General features: G+C 73.2%; 13 protein-coding genes. 1 reads left to right on the top strand and 12 read right to left on the bottom strand.

Annotated elements, in window-relative coordinates; genetic code table 11:
- The first annotated feature begins 10 nt into the window (after positions 1 to 10).
- Positions 11 to 925 carry an aminoglycoside phosphotransferase family protein gene (locus tag PSQ21_RS27320; protein ID WP_274033863.1) on the top strand — a complete coding sequence of 305 codons (915 nt, stop codon included), beginning with the start codon at positions 11 to 13 and terminating at the stop codon, positions 923 to 925.
- 61 nt (positions 926 to 986) lie between these two features.
- Here PSQ21_RS27320 and PSQ21_RS27315 read toward each other — a convergent pair whose 3' ends face one another.
- The 12 genes from PSQ21_RS27315 to PSQ21_RS27260 form a co-directional block, all read right to left on the bottom strand.
- A complete protein-coding gene (locus PSQ21_RS27315) occupies positions 987 to 2690 on the bottom strand; it encodes a proline--tRNA ligase (protein WP_274033861.1) in 1704 nt (567 codons plus the stop codon).
- Positions 2691 to 2759: 69 nt separating this feature from the next.
- Positions 2760 to 3341 carry a GNAT family N-acetyltransferase gene (locus PSQ21_RS27310; protein WP_274033860.1) on the bottom strand — a complete coding sequence of 194 codons (582 nt, stop codon included), beginning with the start codon at positions 3339 to 3341 and terminating at the stop codon, positions 2760 to 2762.
- Positions 3342 to 3477: 136 nt separating this feature from the next.
- Positions 3478 to 4323 (bottom strand): GNAT family N-acetyltransferase, encoded by an 846-nt coding sequence (locus PSQ21_RS27305; protein WP_274033859.1) that lies wholly within the window; start codon positions 4321 to 4323, stop codon positions 3478 to 3480.
- 189 nt (positions 4324 to 4512) lie between these two features.
- Positions 4513 to 5667, bottom strand: coding sequence for a flavodoxin-dependent (E)-4-hydroxy-3-methylbut-2-enyl-diphosphate synthase (gene ispG / locus PSQ21_RS27300; RefSeq protein WP_097870019.1), 1155 nt, complete (start codon positions 5665 to 5667; stop codon positions 4513 to 4515).
- Positions 5668 to 5839: 172 nt separating this feature from the next.
- A complete protein-coding gene (locus tag PSQ21_RS27295; RefSeq protein ID WP_274033858.1) occupies positions 5840 to 7150 on the bottom strand; it encodes a M50 family metallopeptidase in 1311 nt (436 codons plus the stop codon).
- Positions 7147 to 8400: a 1-deoxy-D-xylulose-5-phosphate reductoisomerase gene (dxr, locus tag PSQ21_RS27290; RefSeq protein WP_274033857.1), complete on the bottom strand. Its 1254-nt coding sequence runs from the start codon at positions 8398 to 8400 to the stop codon at positions 7147 to 7149. Before dxr ends, PSQ21_RS27295 begins: the two co-directional genes overlap by 4 nt.
- Before the next feature lie 172 nt (positions 8401 to 8572).
- Positions 8573 to 10528 carry an acyl-CoA dehydrogenase family protein gene (locus tag PSQ21_RS27285; RefSeq protein WP_274033856.1) on the bottom strand — a complete coding sequence of 652 codons (1956 nt, stop codon included), beginning with the start codon at positions 10526 to 10528 and terminating at the stop codon, positions 8573 to 8575.
- A 244-nt stretch (positions 10529 to 10772) separates the two neighbouring features.
- Positions 10773 to 12218: an aldehyde dehydrogenase family protein gene (locus PSQ21_RS27280; protein ID WP_274033853.1), complete on the bottom strand. Its 1446-nt coding sequence runs from the start codon at positions 12216 to 12218 to the stop codon at positions 10773 to 10775.
- Positions 12219 to 12363: 145 nt separating this feature from the next.
- Positions 12364 to 13599: an MFS transporter gene (locus PSQ21_RS27275; protein WP_274033851.1), complete on the bottom strand. Its 1236-nt coding sequence runs from the start codon at positions 13597 to 13599 to the stop codon at positions 12364 to 12366.
- 103 nt (positions 13600 to 13702) lie between these two features.
- Positions 13703 to 14299: a TetR/AcrR family transcriptional regulator gene (locus PSQ21_RS27270; RefSeq protein WP_274033849.1), complete on the bottom strand. Its 597-nt coding sequence runs from the start codon at positions 14297 to 14299 to the stop codon at positions 13703 to 13705.
- A 55-nt stretch (positions 14300 to 14354) separates the two neighbouring features.
- Entirely contained in the window at positions 14355 to 15929 is a 1575-nt protein-coding gene (locus PSQ21_RS27265) for a PucR family transcriptional regulator (protein ID WP_274033847.1), read from the bottom strand.
- A gap of 257 nt (positions 15930 to 16186) precedes the next feature.
- Positions 16187 to 18631, bottom strand: a complete 2445-nt coding sequence (locus PSQ21_RS27260) for an ATP/GTP-binding protein (RefSeq protein ID WP_274033846.1) — start codon at positions 18629 to 18631, stop codon at positions 16187 to 16189.
- Positions 18632 to 18657: the final 26 nt, after the last annotated feature.

Here is an 18657-nt window from a genome sequence, read left to right as displayed (position 1 = left end):
CACACGACGTATGGGTTTCGAACCGCCGCAACGCCTGGTGCGCGCGCTCGGTGAGATGTACGGGGACGCCGCGGCGGCCGACTGGCTGGACGCGCTCCCCGCGCTGACCGAACAAGCGCTCACCGCCGGGGACGGCCTCACCGTGGAGCGGGTGGCCGCCCCCGGCGGGCGCAGCTCCCTGGTGGTCCTGGTGCGGCGGTCCGACGGGACCCCCGCGGCGTTGAAGATCGCCCCGCCGGTCGCCGGGCCCGGGCTGGAACGGGCGGCGCTGGAGCACTGGAACGGGTGGGGCGCGGTGAAGGCCCTGGACGCGCCGGAACTCGACGCGTCCGGCGCGCTGCTGCTGGAGCGGCTGCACCACGAGGTGTCGCTGCGCTCGCTGCCGGAGGCGAAGGCGCTGCTGGAGGCGGCGGGCACGCTGCGGCGGCTGTGGGTGGACCCGCCGGCCGGGCACGCCTTCGAGAGCGTGGCAGGGCGGACCGATCGGCAGAGCGCCGGGATGCGGGCGGCCGCCGAGGCCGATCCGGAGCTGGCGCCGCTGGTGGAGGCGGCGCTCGCGGCGCGGGCGGAGCTGGTGGCGGGATCGCCCGAACAGCTGCTGCTGCACGGCAACTTCCGGCAGAGCAAGGTGTTCTCCGGGGAGCGGGCCCCGTGGCTGACGGTGGGGCCGGAACCGCTGGTGGGCGAGCGCGCCTATGACCTGGCGCGGCTGGTGCGGGACCGGGTGGAGGATCTGATCGCCTCCCCCGGCGGCCCGGTGACGGCCCGGCGGCGGGTCAAGAAGCTGGCGGAGTCGCTGGAGGTGGAGCAGGCGCGGCTGCACGGGTGGACGCTGTTCCGGGCGGTGGAGTCGGGCACCCGCGCGCTGGCCGAGGGGCGGCGGCAGATGGGCGAGGTCAACCTGGAGTTCGCGGGCTGGCTGTAGTCCTTCCCGTACGACGAAGGCCCCCCGCGCGATCCCGCGCGGGGGCCTTCTCGACGGCTGATCAGGCCAGGTCGGCCGTCAGGCGGGCGATCGCCTCGTCGACGGTCAGCTCCTCGCGCTCGCCGGTGCGGCGGTCCTTCAGCTCCAGGACGCCGTCGGCGGAGCGGCGGCCGGCGACCAGGATCTTGGGCACGCCGATCAGCTCGGAGTCGGTGAACTTCACCCCGGGCGAGACGCCGGGGCGGTCGTCGACCAGGACCCGCAGGCCCGCCGCGTTGAGCTTCTCCGAGACATCGAGGGCCAGCTCCGTCTGGAGGGCCTTGCCCGCGGCCACGACGTGGACGTCGGCCGGGGCGACCTCGCGGGGCCAGCACAGGCCCTTGTCGTCGGCGGACTGCTCGGCGAGGGCCGCCACGGCGCGGGAGACGCCGATGCCGTACGAGCCCATGGTGACCCGGACGGGCTTGCCCTGCTGGCCGAGCACGTCGAGCTGGAAGGTGTCGGCGTACTTGCGGCCGAGCTGGAAGATGTGGCCGATCTCGATGGCGCGGTCCAGGGTGAGGCCGGTGCCGCACTTCGGGCAGGGGTCGCCCTCCTCGACCACGACGACGTCGAGGTACTGGTCGACCTCGAAGTCGCGGCCCGCGACGACGTTCCTCGCGTGCTTGCCCTCCTGGTTGGCGCCGGTGATCCAGGAGGTGCCGGGGGCGACGCGGGGGTCGGCGAGGTAGCGGACCTTCTCCAGGCCCTGGGGGCCGACGTAGCCGCGTACGAGGTCGTCGCGGCCGACGAAGTCCTCGGCGGTGACCAGCTCGACGACGGCGGGGGCGAGCTGCTCGCCGAGCTTGCCGAGGTCGACCTCGCGGTGGCCGGGGACGCCGACGGCCACGATCTCGCCGTCCACCTTGACCAGCAGGTTCTTCAGGGTGGCGGAGGCGGGGACGCCCAGGTGCGCGGCGAGCGTCTCGATGGTCGGGGTGTCGGGGGTGTCCAGCTCCTCGACCGCGCCGTGCGCCGCGCCGCCGACCGGGGCGAGGGCGAAGGTCACGGCCTCGGTGTTGGCGGCGTAGTCGCAGTTCGGGCAGTCCGCGAAGGTGTCCTCGCCGGCGGCGGCGGGGGCGAGGAACTCCTCGGAGGCGGAGCCGCCCATCGCGCCGGAGACGGCGGAGACGACGCGGTGGTCCAGGCCGAGACGCTCGAAGATCTTGATGTACGCGGCCCGGTGCAGGGCGTAGGAGTGCGCGAGGCCCTCGTCGGTGGTGTCGAAGCTGTACGAGTCCTTCATCTGGAACTCGCGGCCGCGGAGCACGCCGGAGCGGGGGCGGGCCTCGTCGCGGTACTTCGTCTGGATCTGGTAGAGCATCACCGGCAGGTCCTTGTAGGACGTGCACTGGTCCTTGACGGTCTGGGTGAAGATCTCCTCGTGGGTCGGGCCGAGGAGGTAGTCGCCGCCCTTGCGGTCCTTGAGGCGGAAGAGCAGGTCGCCGTACTCCTCCCAGCGGCCGGACGCCTCGTAGGGCTCCTTGGGCAGCAGGGCGGGCAGCAGGACCTCCTGGGCGCCGATGGCGTCCATCTCCTCGCGGACCACGTTCGAGATGTTGTCCAGGACCTTCTTGCCGAGCGGCAGCCAGGACCAGATGCCGGCCGCGTTGCGGCGGACGTACCCGGCGCGGACCAGCAGCTTGTGGCTGAGCGTCTCGGCGTCCGCCGGGTCGTCGCGCAGTGTCTTGACCATCAATCGGGACATGCGCTGGACCTGGGCCATGGTGAACTCCTGCTCGCAAGGGTGGTGAGCCCGAGGTTAACCGGGCGGTGCGGGCTGGCGGAAATCGATTCAGACCCCGGGCCTCGCGCGCAGCAGCGGCAGGCTCGCGCCCATGACCGCGTACGGCTGCGGGGCGCTCGGGAAGACGACCTGGCGGGCCAGATCGCGGTAGCCGAGGGAGCGGTACAGGGTGCGGGCCGGGCTGTCCTTGTCGATCGCCGAGAGGATCGACCGGGGAAGGCCGGCGGCGTCCGTGATGGCGGTGATCAGGGTGCGGCCGATGCCGCGCTGCTGGTGGTCCGGGTGGACGTGGAGTTCGGTGATGACGAAGGAGTCGTCGAGCCAGCCGTCGGAGCCGGTGGCCCGCAGACAGGGCTCGACGACGGTTGACCACCACTGGGCGCGGTCGTTGGGCAGCCCGTAGACGAAGCCGACGAGCCGTCCGTCGGGGGCGATGGCGCCGAGGGCGCGGGCGTGGGGGTGTTCCAGGTGTCTGAGGACGATGTGACGGCGTACGTCGATCTCGTCCTGGCTCAGTCCGAAGGCCGCCGCCTGGACGAGCAGGGCTTCGTCGACGCGGGCGGCCAGGTCGACGGGGCCGATCTCGGCGTCGGGGGCCGCGGAACCTTCTTCGGGGACTGCTGCTGCCATGCGGGAACCCTACTGGCCGGGGAGGGCGGTCAGCACCGCGAGTTCCGGGGGCACGCGCACGTGGCGGTTCGGAGCAGGACGCGGGTGGTTCGGAGCTGGACGTGTGGGGTGGTTCGGAGCTGGGCGCGCGTGGCGGTCAGAACAGGACGCTCATGAACGCGCCGACCTCGCGGAAGCCGACACGGCGGTAGGCCTTGCGGGCGGGGGTGTTGTAGTCGTTCACGTACAGGCTGACGACGGGGGCGACGTCGGCCAGGGCGTAGCGCAGGACGGCGGCCATGCCCGATTCGGAGAGGCCCTTGCCCCGGTGTTCGGGGGCGACCCAGACGCCCTGGATCTGGCAGGCCTGCGGGGTGGCCGCGCCGATCTCCGCCTTGAAGACGACCTTGCCGTCGTCGATGCGGGCGAAGGAGCGGCCGGCGCCGATGAGTTCGGCGACGCGGGCCTGGTAGAGCAGTCCGCCGTCGCCGGCGAGCGGGGAGATGCCGACCTCCTCGGTGAACATCGCCACGCAGGCCGGCATCAGCACCTCGGTCTCGTCCTTGCGGATGCGGCGGACGAGCGGGTCGGGCGTGACGTCGGCGGAGAGGCTCTCGGTGACCATGAGGGGCTGGTTGGCGCGGACCTCCCGGGCGGGCCCCCAGCTGGGTTCGAGGAGCCGCCAGAGCTGGGTGGTGGGTTCGGCGGGGCCGACGATGGAGGAGCAGCGGCGGCCGGCCCTGCGGGCCCGGTCGGCGAAGGCACGGACGGCCTCGGGTCCGGCGCAGATGGGGACGAGGTTGGCGCCGGAGTAGCACAGGGAGCGGAGCATGCCGTCGGCGTACCAGCCCCACATCTCGCCGCCGAGGCGCCAGGGGTCGAGCCCCGCGACCTGCACGCGGGACGTCACGAAGGCGTTGGCCACGGGCTGGCTCTCCAGGATGGCGAGCGCTGCCTGGAGGTCGCTGGGTTCGAGGACCCGGGTGGTGGTCTGCGTCAACACGAGGGGGCCTCACCATGCGGTCTGCTGATTTCCGCACTTTAACCGACGAGCCTGTCGAACGCCGCTCGAGTCCGGAAGACGGCCTCCGGACAGGGCCGGGGGCGCGGGCGGGAGCCGGTGCCCGGACACGCCGCCGCCCCACCGGGCGCGGGGGCCCGGCGGGGCGGCGGTGAGCGGGGAGGGCCCGGGTCAGCTGATGGAGACCTCGGGTTCGCCGGACGTGATGCCGTCCTTCTCCATCTGTTCGGCGATCTTCATGGCCTCTTCGATGAGGGTCTCGACGATCTTCGACTCGGGGACGGTCTTGATGACCTCGCCCTTCACGAAGATCTGGCCCTTGCCGTTGCCGGAGGCGACGCCGAGGTCGGCTTCGCGGGCCTCGCCGGGGCCGTTGACGACGCAGCCCATGACCGCGACGCGGAGCGGGACCTCCATGCCCTCCAGACCGGCGCTGACCTGGTCGGCGAGCTTGTAGACGTCGACCTGGGCGCGGCCGCAGGACGGGCAGGAGACGATCTCCAGACGGCGCTGCTTGAGGTTGAGCGCCTCCAGGATCTGCAGGCCGACCTTGACCTCCTCGGCCGGCGGGGCCGAGAGGGAGACGCGGATGGTGTCGCCGATGCCCTCGGAGAGGAGCGCGCCGAACGCGACGGCCGACTTGATGGTCCCCTGGAACGCCGGTCCGGCCTCGGTGACGCCGAGGTGCAGCGGGTAGTCGCTCTGGGCGGCGAGCTGGCGGTAGGCGTTGACCATCACGACCGGGTCGTTGTGCTTGACCGAGATCTTGATGTCGCCGAAGCCGTGCTCCTCGAAGAGGGACGCCTCCCACAGCGCGGACTCGACGAGGGCCTCGGGGGTGGCCTTGCCGTACTTCTTCAGGAGCCGCGCGTCCAGGGAGCCGGCGTTGACGCCGATCCGGATCGGGGTGCGGGTCTCGGCGGCCGCCTTCGCGATCTCCTTGACCTTGTCGTCGAACTGCTTGATGTTGCCCGGGTTGACCCGGACCGCGGCGCAGCCGGCGTCGATCGCGGCGAAGACGTACTTCGGCTGGAAGTGGATGTCGGCGATCACCGGGATCTGCGACTTCCGGGCGATCGTGGCGAGCGCGTCGGCGTCGTCCTGCGTCGGGCACGCGACACGGACGATCTGGCAGCCGGACGCCGTCAGCTCGGCGATCTGCTGGAGCGTGGCGCCGATGTCGGACGTGCGTGTCGTCGTCATCGACTGCACGGAGACGGGCGCGTCGCCGCCGACCGCGACCGAGCCGACCTGGATCTGTCGGCTGACCCGTCGGTCGGCGAGCTTGGTCGGAACGGCCGGCATTCCGAGAGAAATCGCAGTCATGCGCTGTGCATCCCCAAGGTGTGGATCAAGGTCCCGAGATCGGCGGGCTCCAGCCTTCGAGGTTACGGCACGGGACGCGGGACGGAAGCACCGTGTCGACAAGTCCACCCCGTGGTGGGCGGCCGGACACGGAGGGTGTGCCCGGCCGACACCTGTGCGGCGGGAGGAGCGGTCAGGAGATCTTGACGGGGTTCACGATGTCGGCCACCAGGACCAGCAGCGTGAAGCAGATGAAGAGTCCGGCGACCACGTAGGCGACCGGCATCAGCCGGGCCACGTCGAAGGGGCCCGGGTCGGGGCGGCGGAAGACCTTGGCCACATTGCGCCGGAGGGACTCCCAGAGCGCGCCCGCGATGTGCCCGCCGTCCAGCGGGAGCAGCGGCAGCATGTTGAACAGGAACAGCGAGAGGTTGAAGCCCGCGAGCAGGAACAGCATCATCGCGACCTGGTTCTGCGCCGGGATGTCGAGGTTCATCACCTCGCCGCCGATCCGGGCCGCGCCCACGACGCCGACCGGCGAGTCGTCGGCCCGTTGGCCGTCGCTGAAGGCGGCGTCCCAGAGGGCCGGGATCTTGGACGGCAGGGCGATGATCGAGTCGACGCCGTTCTCGATCATGTCGCCCATGCGGACGGTGGAGTCGACGAAGGAGAGCGGCACGATCTCGGTGCGCGCGGCGAAGCCCAGGTAGCCCGCCTTGACGAACTGGTCCGGGACGACCTGGCCGTTGCCGTCCTTCTTCGCGACGGCGTTCTCGCGCAGGACGGCGTCGAGGGTCACTTCCTTGCCGTCGCGCTCGACGACGAGGGTGGCGGGGCCGATGGTCTGCCGGATGCGGTCCGAGAGCGTCGCCCAGTCGTCGACCTTCTTCCCGTCGAAGGCGACGATCCTGTCGCCCTCCTGGAGTCCGGCGGCCTTGGCGGGCGAGACCGGGTCGCCGTCCTTGCAGGTCTCGCGCTTGTCGCTCTGCGAGATGACGCACTGCTGGACGCCGGCGACCTCCGTGGTCTGCGTCTGGAAGCCGAAGGTCATCGCGACGCCCATGAAGATGGCGACCGCGAGAATCAGGTTCATGAAGGGGCCCGCGAACATCACGATGACGCGCTTCCACGGCTTGCGCGTGTAGAAGAGCCGCTTCTCGTCGCCCGGCTCCAGCTCCTCGAAGGCGGCGGAGCGGGCGTCCTCGATCATGCCCCGCCACGGTGAGGTGGAGCGGGCTTCGAGGCGGCCGTCGGGTCCTGGCGGGAACATCCCGATCATGCGGATGTAGCCGCCGGCCGGGATGGCCTTGATGCCGTACTCCGTTTCGCCCTTCTTCTTCGACCAGATCGTCGGGCCGAAGCCGACCATGTACTGCGGGACCCGGATGCCGAACATCTTGGCCGTGGAGAGGTGGCCCAGCTCGTGCCAGGCGATGGAGAAGAGCAGGCCCACGACGAAGACGGCGATCCCCACGACCGTCAGCAGGACCGAGGTCAGACTCATGCGCGCGCCTCCGCTGTCACTTCCGCCGAGAGTTCCCGGGCCCGTGCGCGGGCCCACGTTTCCGCTTCGAGGACGTCCGCGACGCTGAGCGGGGTTCCCGGGGCGGGGGCGCCGTGTTCGGACACCACAGCGGTGACCGTATCCATGATTCCGTTGAAGGGCAGCTGTCCGGCGAGGAAAGCGTCCACGCACTCCTCGTTCGCCGCGTTGAAGACGGCCGGCGCGGTGCCTCCGAGCTCGCCGACGTGGCGGGCGAGGCCGACCGAGGGGAAGGCCTCGGTGTCCAGCGGGAAGAACTCCCAGCTGGAGGCCTTCGTCCAGTCGAAGGCGGGGGCGGCGTCCGGGACGCGCTGGGGCCAGCCGAGCCCGATCGCGATGGGGCCGCCCATGTCCGGCGGGGTGGCCTGGGCGAGCGTGGAGCCGTCGCTGAACTCGACCATGGAGTGCACGTAGGACTGCGGGTGGACCACCACTTCGATCCGGTCGAACGGGATGTCGTAGAGGAGGTGCGCCTCGATGACCTCCAGGCCCTTGTTGACCAGGGTCGCGGAGTTGATGGTGATGACCGGACCCATCGCCCAGGTCGGGTGGGCGAGCGCCTGCTCCCGGGTGACGTCGGCCAGCTCCTCGCGCGTACGGCCCCGGAAGGGTCCGCCGGAGGCGGTGACGACGAGCCTGCGGACGTCGGCGCGGGTGCCCGCGGCCAGCGCCTGGAAGAGCGCGGCGTGCTCGGAGTCGACGGGGATGATCTGGCCGGGGGCGGCGATCGCCTTCACCAGCGGGCCGCCGACGATCAGCGACTCCTTGTTGGCGAGGGCGAGCGTGCGGCCCGCCTTCAGCGCGGCCAGGGTCGGGGCGAGCCCGATGGACCCGGTGATGCCGTTGAGCACGGTGTGGCAGGCGCTCGCGGCGAGGGTGGTGGCCGCGTCGGGCCCGGCCAGGATCTCGGGGAGCGGCTCGCCGGCCCCGTACCGTTCCCGCAGCGCCGCGCGCAGGGCGGGGACCGCGTCCTCGGCGGCGACGGCGACCGTGTCGACCCGCAGCCGGCGGGCCTGCTCGGCCAGCAGGGCGACCCGGCCGCCGGCGGCCGAGAGCGCCGTGACCCGGAAGCGGTCGGGGTTGCGCAGGACCAGGTCGATGGCCTGGGTACCGATGGACCCGGTGGAGCCGAGGATCACGAGATCCCGGCGGCCGTCCGCGGCGTCGAAGACGAGATGCGGATCGGCGAGGGGGGCGGGGCTGTCGCTCATGCCCCCCATTGTTGCCGCTCCGGCTGTGTACGGGGACAGCGCGTCCCGGTGGGGCGCGTTGGCGGCTTCCCCGGTGCTCTTCGGGCTCGCGTGTCACCGCGCCGCGCGGTGGTACGTCGGCGGGCCGTGAGCCGGTACGTCGGCGTGCCGCGGGATCCCGGCCCGGCGCGGCTCAGCGCACCGGGCGGTACTGGTTCTCCCGGACGGAGGGCCCGGGGGTGGCGTCCGCGATCCAGGGGCCCTCACCACTGGGGTCGACGACGCCCTCCTCCAGCCAGGTGTACGTCCCCGACAGGACGCCGTCGACGACGCGGCGGTCGAGGTCGTCGGTGTTGGACCACAGACGGGCGAACAGCTCCTCGACCCGGATGCGGGCCTGCCGGCAGAAGGCGTCCGCGAGCTGGTAGGCCTCGCGGCCGTGCTCTTCCGTCCCACGCAGGTGCTCGGCGCGGACGCAGGCGGCGCTCATCGCGAAGAGTTCCGCCCCGATGTCGACGATCCGGCCGAGGAAGCCCTGCTTCGTCTCCATCCGCCCCTGCCAGCGGGACATGGCGTAGAACGTGGACCGGGCGAGTTTGCGCGACGACCGCTCGACGTACCGTAGGTGCCCGGAGAGATCGCGGTGGCCAACGGGATGGAACTCGGCGTACGTACCCGGGAGCTGCCCGGCTCCCGTGACCAGCTGGGGCAGCCAGCGGGCGTAGAACCCGGCGGCGTTCGCACCCGCCCTGGCCTTGGCGGAGAGCGGCTTGTCGGGGTCGATGATGTCCCCCGCGACCTTGAGGTGGGCGTCGACGGCCTCGCGGGCGATCAGCAGGTGCATGATCTCGGTGGAGCCCTCGAAGATCCGGTTGATCCGCATGTCCCGGAGCATCTGCTCGGCGGGCACGGCCCGTTCGCCGCGGGCGGCCAGCGACGCGGCGGTCTCGAAGCCCCGGCCGCCGCGGATCTGGACCAGTTCGTCGGCGATCAGCCAGCCCATCTCGGAGCCGTAGAGCTTGGCGAGGGCGGCCTCGATGCGGATGTCGTTGCGGTCCTCGTCGGCCATCTGCGAGGAGAGGTCGACGATGGCTTCCAGGGCGAAGGTGGTGGCCGCGATGAACGAGACCTTCGCGCCGACCGCCTCGTGCCGGGCGACGGGCCGGCCCCACTGCTCACGTACGGCGGACCATTCGCGGGCGATCTTCAGCGACCACTTGCCCACGCCCACGCACATCGCGGGCAGCGAGAGGCGGCCGGTGTTGAGCGTGGTCAGGGCGATCTTCAGACCGGCCCCCTCCGGCCCGATCCGGCAGGCTCCGGGCACCCGCACCTGGTGGAAACGGGTGACGCCGTTCTCGATGCCGCGCAGGCCCATGAAGGCGTTGCGGTGCTCCACGGTCACGCCGGGGGCGTCGGCCTCGACGACGAACGCGGTGATGCCGCCGGGGTGGCCCTCGGAGGCGGGGACCCTGGCCATGACGACGAGGAGGTCGGCGACGACGCCGTTGGTGGTCCAGAGCTTCACACCGTCGAGGACGTAGTCCGGCCCGTCGGGCACCGCGGAGGTGGCGAGGCGGGCCGGGTCGGAGCCGACGTCCGGCTCGGTCAGCAGGAAGGCGGAGATGTCGGTGGTGGCCAGCCGGGGCAGGTAGACGTCCTTCTGCTCCTGGGTGCCGAAGATCTTCAGGGGCTGTGGTACGCCGATCGACTGATGCGCGGAGAGCAGCGCGCCGATCGCGGGGCTGGCCGAGCCGGCCAGGGCGAGCGCCTTGTTGTAGTACACCTGGGTGAGGCCGAGCCCGCCGTACCTGGTCTCGATCTTCATGCCGAGGGCGCCGAGCTCCTTGAGACCGGCGATCACCTCGTCGGGGATCTTCGCCTCGCGTTCGATCCGCGCGCTGTCCACGTGCGTCTCGCAGAAGGTGCGCAGCCGCGCCAGGAACTCCTCGCCGCGCCGGATGTCGTCGGGCGGCGGCAGGGGGTGCGGATGGATCAGGTCGAGGCGGAAGCGCCCCAGGAACAGCTCCTTGGCGAAGCTGGGCTTGCGCCAGTCCTGCTCCCGGGCGGCCTCGGCGACCCGACGCGCCTCGCGTTCGGTGACCTTGGGCGCCCCGGGGGCCCGAGGGGTGTTGTGTGGTGCGGACATGAGGGACCTCACCTCGCCGCGCGCCACCGGACGGATGGGCACCCGGACCCGGACGCACGGACTGCTAGTCGCTGCTTTCTGGTCCGTATGTAACCCCGGTACCCGTGGTTCGGCACCCGCACCGGGGGCCGCGCGCGGACACGCGGACGGCCCGAACCCCCGCACAGTGGGTTCGGGCCGTCCGTTTCGCGACCCCGCCCGCGCTCGCTGTCCGGGCGGAAGGCGGGCGGGGTCGTCCGGGGTGTTACAGGGCGAGGCCGGTGAGGACCAGGACGCGCTCGTAGGTGTAGTCGTCCATGGCGTAGCGCACGCCCTCGCGGCCGACGCCGGACTGCTTGGCGCCGCCGTACGGCATCTGGTCGGCGCGGTACGAGGGGACGTCGCCGATGATCACGCCGCCGACCTCCAGGGCGCGGTGGGCGCGGAAGGCGGTCTGGAGGTCGTGGGTGAAGACGCCTGCCTGGAGGCCGTACTTGGAGGAGTTGACGGCGGCGAACGCCTCGGCCTCGCCGTCCACCTTCTGGAGGGACATGACCGGGCCGAAGACCTCTTCACAGGAGAGCTTCACGTCGTCGGGGAGGCCGGCGAGGACGGTCGGGGCGTAGGTGGCCCCGTCGCGCTTGCCGCCGGTGAGCAGCTCGGCGCCGCCCTGGACGGCCTCGTCGACCCAGGACTCGACGCGCTTCGCGGCGTCCTCGCTGACGAGGGGGCCGACATCGGTGGCGGCGTCCGCCGGGTCACCGGTGACCAGGGCCTCGACGGCGGCGACGATCTTGGGGACGAGCCGGTCGTAGACGGCGGCGTCGGCGATGACGCGCTGCACGGAGATGCAGGACTGGCCGCCCTGGTAGTTGGAGAAGGTGGCGATCCGGGTGGCGGCCCAGTCGAGGTCCGCCTCCGACGCGTAGTCGCCGAGGACGACCGCCGCGCCGTTGCCGCCGAGCTCCAGGGTGCAGTGCTTGCGGGGCACCGACTCCATGATCGCGTAGCCGACCGGGCCGGAGCCGGTGAAGGAGATGACCGGCAGCCGCTCGTCCCGGACGAGGGCGGGCATCCTGTCGTTCGGGACCGTCAGGACGGACCAGGAGCCGGCCGGGAGGTCCGTCTCGGCGAGCAGCTCGCCCAGGATCAGCGAGGAGATCGGGGTGGCGGGGGCCGGCTTGAGGATGATCGGGGCGCCGACGGCGATGGCCGGGGCGACCTTGTGGGCGCTGAGGTTCAGCGGGAAGTTGAAGGGCGCGATACCGAGGACGGCGCCGCGCGGGAAGCGCCGGGTCAGGCCGAGGCGGCCGGTGCCGCCGAGGTCGGTGTCGAGCCGCTGGGCCTCGCCGCCGTTGAAGCGGCGGGCCTCCTCGGCGGCGAACCGGAACACGGACACGGCCCGGCCGACCTCGCCGCGCGCCCACTTGATCGGCTTGCCGTTCTCCGCCGAGATCAGCTGGGCGATCTCCTCGGTGCGCTCCGTCAGCCGCCGCACGACGTGGTCGAGCGCGGCGGCCCGTACGTGTGCCGGGGTGGCGGCGAACGCGTCGCGCGCCGCGTGGGCGGCGGCGACGGCCTCCTCGACCTGGGCGTCGGTCGGCACGCTGACGGTGCCGACGAGGCGTCCGTCGTACGGGTTGGTGACGTCGAAGCTGTCGGCACCGGTGGCCTGGCGGCCGGCCACCCAGAAGGCGTGGGGCGAAGTCATGGAGGTTCCGGCCCTTCGGAGGTCGTGAGGAGGTCGCGAGGAAGTCGCGACGAGGTCGTGACGGGGGTCGCGACGGAGGTCGTGGTGGAGGTCGTGGCGCCCGGAAGGCTCCCCTCCCGGGTCCCACGGTAGGGCGGGGAGGCGCTCAGGGCGTTTGTCCGGCGTGGAGCGGAGCGGGCGCCGGGTGCTCCGAATTGGCGCAGGCGGTGTCGCCCGACCGCTCGGGCGGGGACGCTCCGGGCCTCCCCGTACGCCGGACGAGATCCGGTACGAGGGTGAGCAGCCCGGCCACCGCGAGTCCCGCGCCCAGCCAGAGGGGAGCCCGCAGGCCGAACCGGTCGACGCCCACGCCGCCCAGTGCCGAGCCGAGGACCACGCCGAGGGTGATGAAGGAGCTGTGCACGGTGTTGACGAGCGGCCGGGCGTTGCCCCTGCGCTGCACCCGCGTGACCAGGGCCGGGTTCATGGTGACCCCGACGAGGCCGATGCCCAGCATGCAGAGCACCGCCCAGATCCCGGATCCGGCCAGCAGGGCGAACCCGGCCAGGAACACGACGTTCAGGGACAGGCCGCCGAGCAGGACCGGGAGGGCGTACCGGTCGGCGAGGCGGCCGACGACGGTGTTGCCGATCACCGTGGCGGCGCCGTACGCCAGGAGCAGCAGCGGGACCGTGCCCGAGGAGAACCCGGTGACCTCGGTGAGGATCGGGTTGAGGTAGCTGAAGGCGGAGAAGGTGGCCCCGATGACCATGGTGCTGGTGAGCAGCGTGAGCCAGAGCCGAGGGGCGCGGAAGACCGTCAGTTCGGAGCGGAACGTGCCGCTGCCCTCCGGCCGGTCCGCCCGTTCCACGCCGGTCAGCGTGCACAGGGCGGCGGCGGCCGTCAGCGCGGAGATGACCCAGAACGCGGCGCGCCAGCCGTACCGTTCGCCGGTCAGGGTGGCCAGCGGCAGCCCGAGCAGGGTGCCGAGCATCAGCCCGTTGAGGAGGACCGCCACGGCCCGGCCGCGTATCTCGGGGCGGGTGAGCTGGGAGCCGAGCGAGATCGCGACGCCGAAGAAGGCCTGCGAGGCGACCCCGGTGATGACCCGTGCGACCACCATGGCCGGATAGCCGGACGCGGTGGCGGCCAGCACGTTGCCGGCCAGGAAGACCGGGAAGAGGACCATGAGCGCGGTCTTGGGCGGAAGGCGCAGCAGGGCGACGGAGAGCAGTGGTCCGCCGAGCGCCATCGACAGGGCGAAGACGGTGATCAGGTAGCCGATCTGCGGGACGGTGACGCCCAGCCCCTCGGCCATCTGCGGCATCAGTCCCGCGACGACGAATTCACTGGTGACCATGGCGAAGATGCCGAAGGCCAGTACGTGGACGGCACGAGGCACGGTGGGGTCCCCCTGGTGGGTGAGATGATGTTTTGTATCGAGCAGTTCAAAACTTGGGCATGAGGAGGCAGCCGCAACCGAGTGCGCGGCGAGGTGGGGGCGTTCAGCGGATCAAGGCGTCCAGCGCGGTGTCGGCGACGGCCTGGACGGCCGCGCGGTCGGCTCCGCCCTGGGCGGTGACGCGCATGCCGCCGATGACGGCGTTGACGTAGCGGGCGAGGGCGTCGGAGCCACGCGCGGAGGCGATGGAGCCGTCGCGCTGCCCGGCGGCGATGACGCCGGACAGGCCCCGCAGCCTGCGGGCGGCGTCCCGCTCCAGGAGCCGGGCGGCCTCCGGGTCCCGGGACGCCAGCTCGACCGTGGAGTTGACCCCCAGACAGCCCAGGCTGCGGCCGTCGGGGCGGTGGTCGAACTCGTCGGCCACGACCTTGTCGAGCAGGGCGCGCACCCGCTCGCCGGGCGTGAGGGACTCGTCCTCGAGTACGGCCTCCTGGGCGTCGGCCATGGCGTCCAGATAGCGCGCCAGCGAGCGCGCGAACAGCTCGCGCTTGCTCTGGAAGGTGTTGTAGATGCTGCTGCGCCCCAGCCCCGTGACGTCGCACAGGTCCTGGGTGGAGGTGGCCTCGTAGCCGTACTCCCAGAAGGTGCGCATCGCGGCGTCCAGGGCCCGCTCCTCGTCGAACTGTCTCGGTCGGGCCATGTGAGCACTCTAGGGTTTTGTACCGCTCGATGCAATACGGGGTCGTGTCCGGCGCTCACCCCTCGGCGGGCGTCGCCGCCTCGGTCGTCTTGAGGGCGAGCCACAGCTCCATGCGGACGTCCGGGTCGTCCAGCGAGCGGCCCAGGATCTCCTCCACCCGGCGCATCCGGTAGCGCAGTGTGTGCCGGTGCACGCCCAGGTCGGCGGCGGCGGCGTCCCACTGGCCGTGGCGGGAGAGCCAGGCGCGCAGGGAGGCCACGAGGTCGCCCCGGCCCTTGGCGTCGTGCTCGTACAGCGCGCGGAGCATGCCGTCGGCGAAGGCCCGTACCGCGTCGTCGGCGAGCAGCGGCAGCACCGATCCGGCGGCCAGCTCCTCGTGCTCCACCAGCGCCCTGCCGCGGCGGCGGGCGACGGAGAGGGCCTGTTCGGCCTGCTTGTACGCGGCGGAGACGGCGATCGGGCCGGAGGGGGCGGAGAGGCCGACCACGACGTCGCTGTCCTCGGCACCGCCCTCGCGCGGGGCGCGGTCGTCCTGGGCCTCGGCGTAGGCGGCGCAGGCGGCGACGGCAAAACCGCCGTCCGCGGCGAGGACGACGACCCGCTCCCCCTCGGGGACCAGGAGCAGCGCCTCGCCGGAGCGGGCGGCGGCGGCCTCCATCGTCTCGGTGAGCAGCTCGGGCCCGGCGGGTGCGGAGGCCTCGGCGATGAGCAGCCGGAACGGGGCGTCGAGCAGTCCGCCGTAGAGGTCTCCGGCGACCGCCCGCGCGTGGTCGGGCTGGCCGGCGAGCAGCATGCGCAGGACGGCGGCGCCCAGGCGTTGTTCGGCGCCCTGGAGGGCCCGGGAGCGGGCGGTGGTCAGGGTGAGCAGGGCGACGGCGGAGTGCACGGCGTACCGCTCGGCGGTGCCCAGCGCGGCACCGGTGCCGACGGCCAGCGCGCCGCGGGCCCGGCGGCCGGTGCCCAGCGACTGGAGCTCCACCCGGTCCTCGCTGTCGCCGACGACGACGCTGGCGGGGGCGGGGCGGTCCCGGAGGCGTTCGACGTCGGGGGTGAGGCGGGCGGCGCGGCGGGCGGCCCAGTCGGGGGCGGCGGCGAGCACCGCGCCGGAGGTGTCGTACAGGGCGGCCCAGCCGTCGATGTGGGCGGCGAGCCGGGCGAGGAGGTCGGCGGGCCCGTCCCCGGCGAGCGCGGCCTTTGTCAGCTCGCGCTGGGCCTCGAATCCGGCGGTGACCGCGCGGTACTGGTCGGCGGCGATGGCGGCGGAGACGGCCTTGCTGATGGCGAGGAACGGGGTGCGGCGCGGGACCTCGAGGAGCGGCAGCCCGGCCTCCTCGGCGGCCTCCACGAGGGCGGCCGGGATGTCCTCGTAGTTCACCCCGACCGCGAACCCCACTCCGGCGACCCCGGCCCCGGCCAGCCGCCGCACGTAGCGCCGCATGGACTCGGGGTCGTCGGCGTCGAGATTGGTGGCGGTCACGAGGAGGAGTTCGCCGCCGTCCATGTACGGGACGGGGTCGGCCAGCTCGCTTGCGTGGGCCCAGCGCACGGGGGTGCCGAGCCGGTCCGCGCCCGCGCGCACGGTGAGCTTGAGCGCCGAGTGCTGGACGAGCGAGGCGAGCGTGGGGGGCATGGGCCGGGAACCCTCTGGGTCGGGGACGGGGGCGCGGCGCCGCCGTACGGACGCCGGGACGCCGGCCGGACGGGTGACACCGCATTTCGCCGTCGCGTATGAACGGCCGTCTCCGATTCTGCCAGGGCGGCAGAGTGCCTGGAGCCGCTCTCGGCCACCCTTCGCCCTGCCTGCCACCGCCCTTCGCCGTGCTTCCCTCCGCCCTTCGCCCTTCGCCCTGTCTGCCGCCGTCCCTCGCCCCGCTTCCCGGTGGTGTCTCAGCCGTCGAGGTGGACGAGGAGGGGGGGTGCGTGTTCTCCCTCGACCGTGGCCAGCCGGACGACGGCATGGCCTGCCGGGACCGCGTACGCCAGCTCCGAGGCCGACCAGCGCTCCCGCTCGACCTGCCGTACGGTCACCGCGTCCGTGGTCACGGCCTTGCCGGTGACGAGTTTGCGCAGCGCGTGCAGGGCGCGGGTGAACGGCTGGTCGGCGAAGACGGTGTGCTGGGCGACCTCGCGGGTCTCGACCCACTCCTTGCCCCAGGCCTCGGCGAAGCGTTTGCCGTCCCAGGTGGTGATGCCGGAGAAGGCGGCGGTGCAGCCGACCGCGCCGAGCAGCGGAGTGTGCAGGTTCTCGGGGACATCGTCGACGGTCCGCAGGGCGAGCACCGCCCCGGCGTTGACCGAGCGCAGCCGCCGGATGCCGCGGACGGTCTCGGCGGTCACGGCGTGGGTGGCGTCGTCCAGGACGAGGCAGGCGAAGAGCGTGGTGTCGGTGCGGGCCGCGGTGATCGCGGTGAACTGGGCCAGGACCAGCCGGGTGAGCAGCCGGGACGCCTCCGCGTGGCCGCGCTCCGGCAGGTCGACGCGGACCCGCAGCGGGTGCTGGCCGAGCGCCCGCAGGGAGAACGGGCGGGCGTCCGGGCCGGTGGCGAAGAACCCGGCGAAGGCGGGCCGGTCCAGCAGGGCGACCCGGTCGGCGAGGGCCGGTGCGGGGTCGCCGGGGCCGCCCGCCTGCCGGGACCGCGCGTCCAGCTCACGGAGCATCGCGTGGTGGCCGGCGGCTTCGAGGGGGGCGCGGAGCCCGGCGAGTGCGGCCGGGGCGCCGTCGAGCAGCTCGCGCAGTTCGGGCACGGAGGGGAAGTGGCCGTGGGCGGCGCGGTAGGGGCCGAGCAACTGGGCGAGGACGGTGGCGGCGCGGCGGCTGTCGAGGCTGCCGACGTCGCCGACGAGCCCTTCGGCGAGGACGGCCGCCGCCTCGTCGGGGTCGGTGGTACCGCCGTACAGGTCGATGTCGTGGGCGGAACCGGGATGGCCGAGCCGGACGACGACGTCGAAGGCGTCATCCGGCCCGAGCGGCGCCCCCGCCCCTCCGACGGCGAGGACCGCGGCCTGTCCGGCCAGCGCCCGCAGCGCGAGGGCCTCGACGACCGGCCGGATCAGCCGGGCGGTCTTCCCGGCGCCGGGCGGTCCGACCGCGAGCAGGGAGGTGCCGAGCAGCGCGGGTTCCAGGGCGAGGCCCGTGCCCCGGCGGACATAGGGGTTGTGCGGGTCGTCCGCGCACCGGCCGATCCTGACCTGGCCGGTGAGCGTGTCGTGGCGGGCCACGCGGTGGGGCAGGTCGCGGTGGCCGGAGGGGTGCAGGGCGGCGGCGCCCCCGTTCCGCAGGACGGCCTCCGCGAGGGGGGCGAGCCGGTCGGGCCGCCGGGTGGCGAGCGCCCACGCGTGGCGGAGCCGGGCCACGTCCACGTCGTTCATGCGGCCGGTGCGGACCTCGGCGGTGAGGGTCTCCGCGGCGTCGGCCCAGCCCGCGGCGCGCAGCTCGGGCCATCGGTCGGCGGAGCCGCTGGTGGCGGGGGCCGCCGCGTCGGCGTCCGGTGCCGGGGCGCCGGCCCCCCGGCGGGCGGCGACGAGTTCGCGCCAGCGGCCGAGCCGGGCGAAGGGCCAGAGGACCGCGGCGGCGATCACCCCGTAGATCACGTTGACAACGGTCTGGCTCTGGTAGATCTCGCCCCCCGCGACGGAGGCGACCAGGACCAGGACCGGGCGGACGACCGGAAGCGCCTCCTTCCAGACGAGCAGCTGGGTCAGGCCCGCCGCCGCGGCGGCCGCGAGCGCGAGGAAGGGCTGCCCCCGGTCGGCGACATGGCGGCGGAACAGTTCGGAGAAGTTGCCGATCCGGCCGCAGCCGTAGGCCAGCAGGCCGAAGAGGACCGCCTCGTACACCGTGAGGGCGTCGCTGCCCTCGATGGTGCGGGGGCCACCGGACGTTCCCGGGTTCCACCACTCCCCCGGGGTGAAGAGTTTCAGCGGGACGAGGCGGTAGGGAAGGTAGCCGTTGCGCCACAGCGACCACAGCAGCAGCGCGGAGAGCAGCGAGATCAGCGCGCCGACCAGGAGCGACCGGTCCGAGACGCCCTCGGGCTCCTCGGGCGGCGGCGGGGTGTACCCGTACCGCCAGACGCCCGGTTCCTGCGGCGGGCGGGGTGTGCGCAGCCAGGCGTCGAGCGGGGCCCCGGGGGGCGGCTGCTCGGCCGACGGGGTCGGCGCGGGCCCGGTGGGGCGCTGTCCGGCGGGCGGGGCCGCCGGGCGGGGGCCGGCGGCGGGCGGGGGCACCCGCGGCGGGGTCGTGGGCGGTGGCGGTGGCGGTGGCGGGAGGGCCGGTCCCGGGACCCTGTCCGCGCTCGATCCCCGTACGCCCCGCGTGCCGTCGTCGTCCATGAACCACTGCCCCCTTGACCTGCCGG

Source organism: Streptomyces sp. MMBL 11-1 (genome assembly GCF_028622875.1).
Taxonomy (GTDB): domain Bacteria; phylum Actinomycetota; class Actinomycetes; order Streptomycetales; family Streptomycetaceae; genus Streptomyces.
This window is presented reverse-complemented; position numbering and strand designations above follow the sequence as displayed.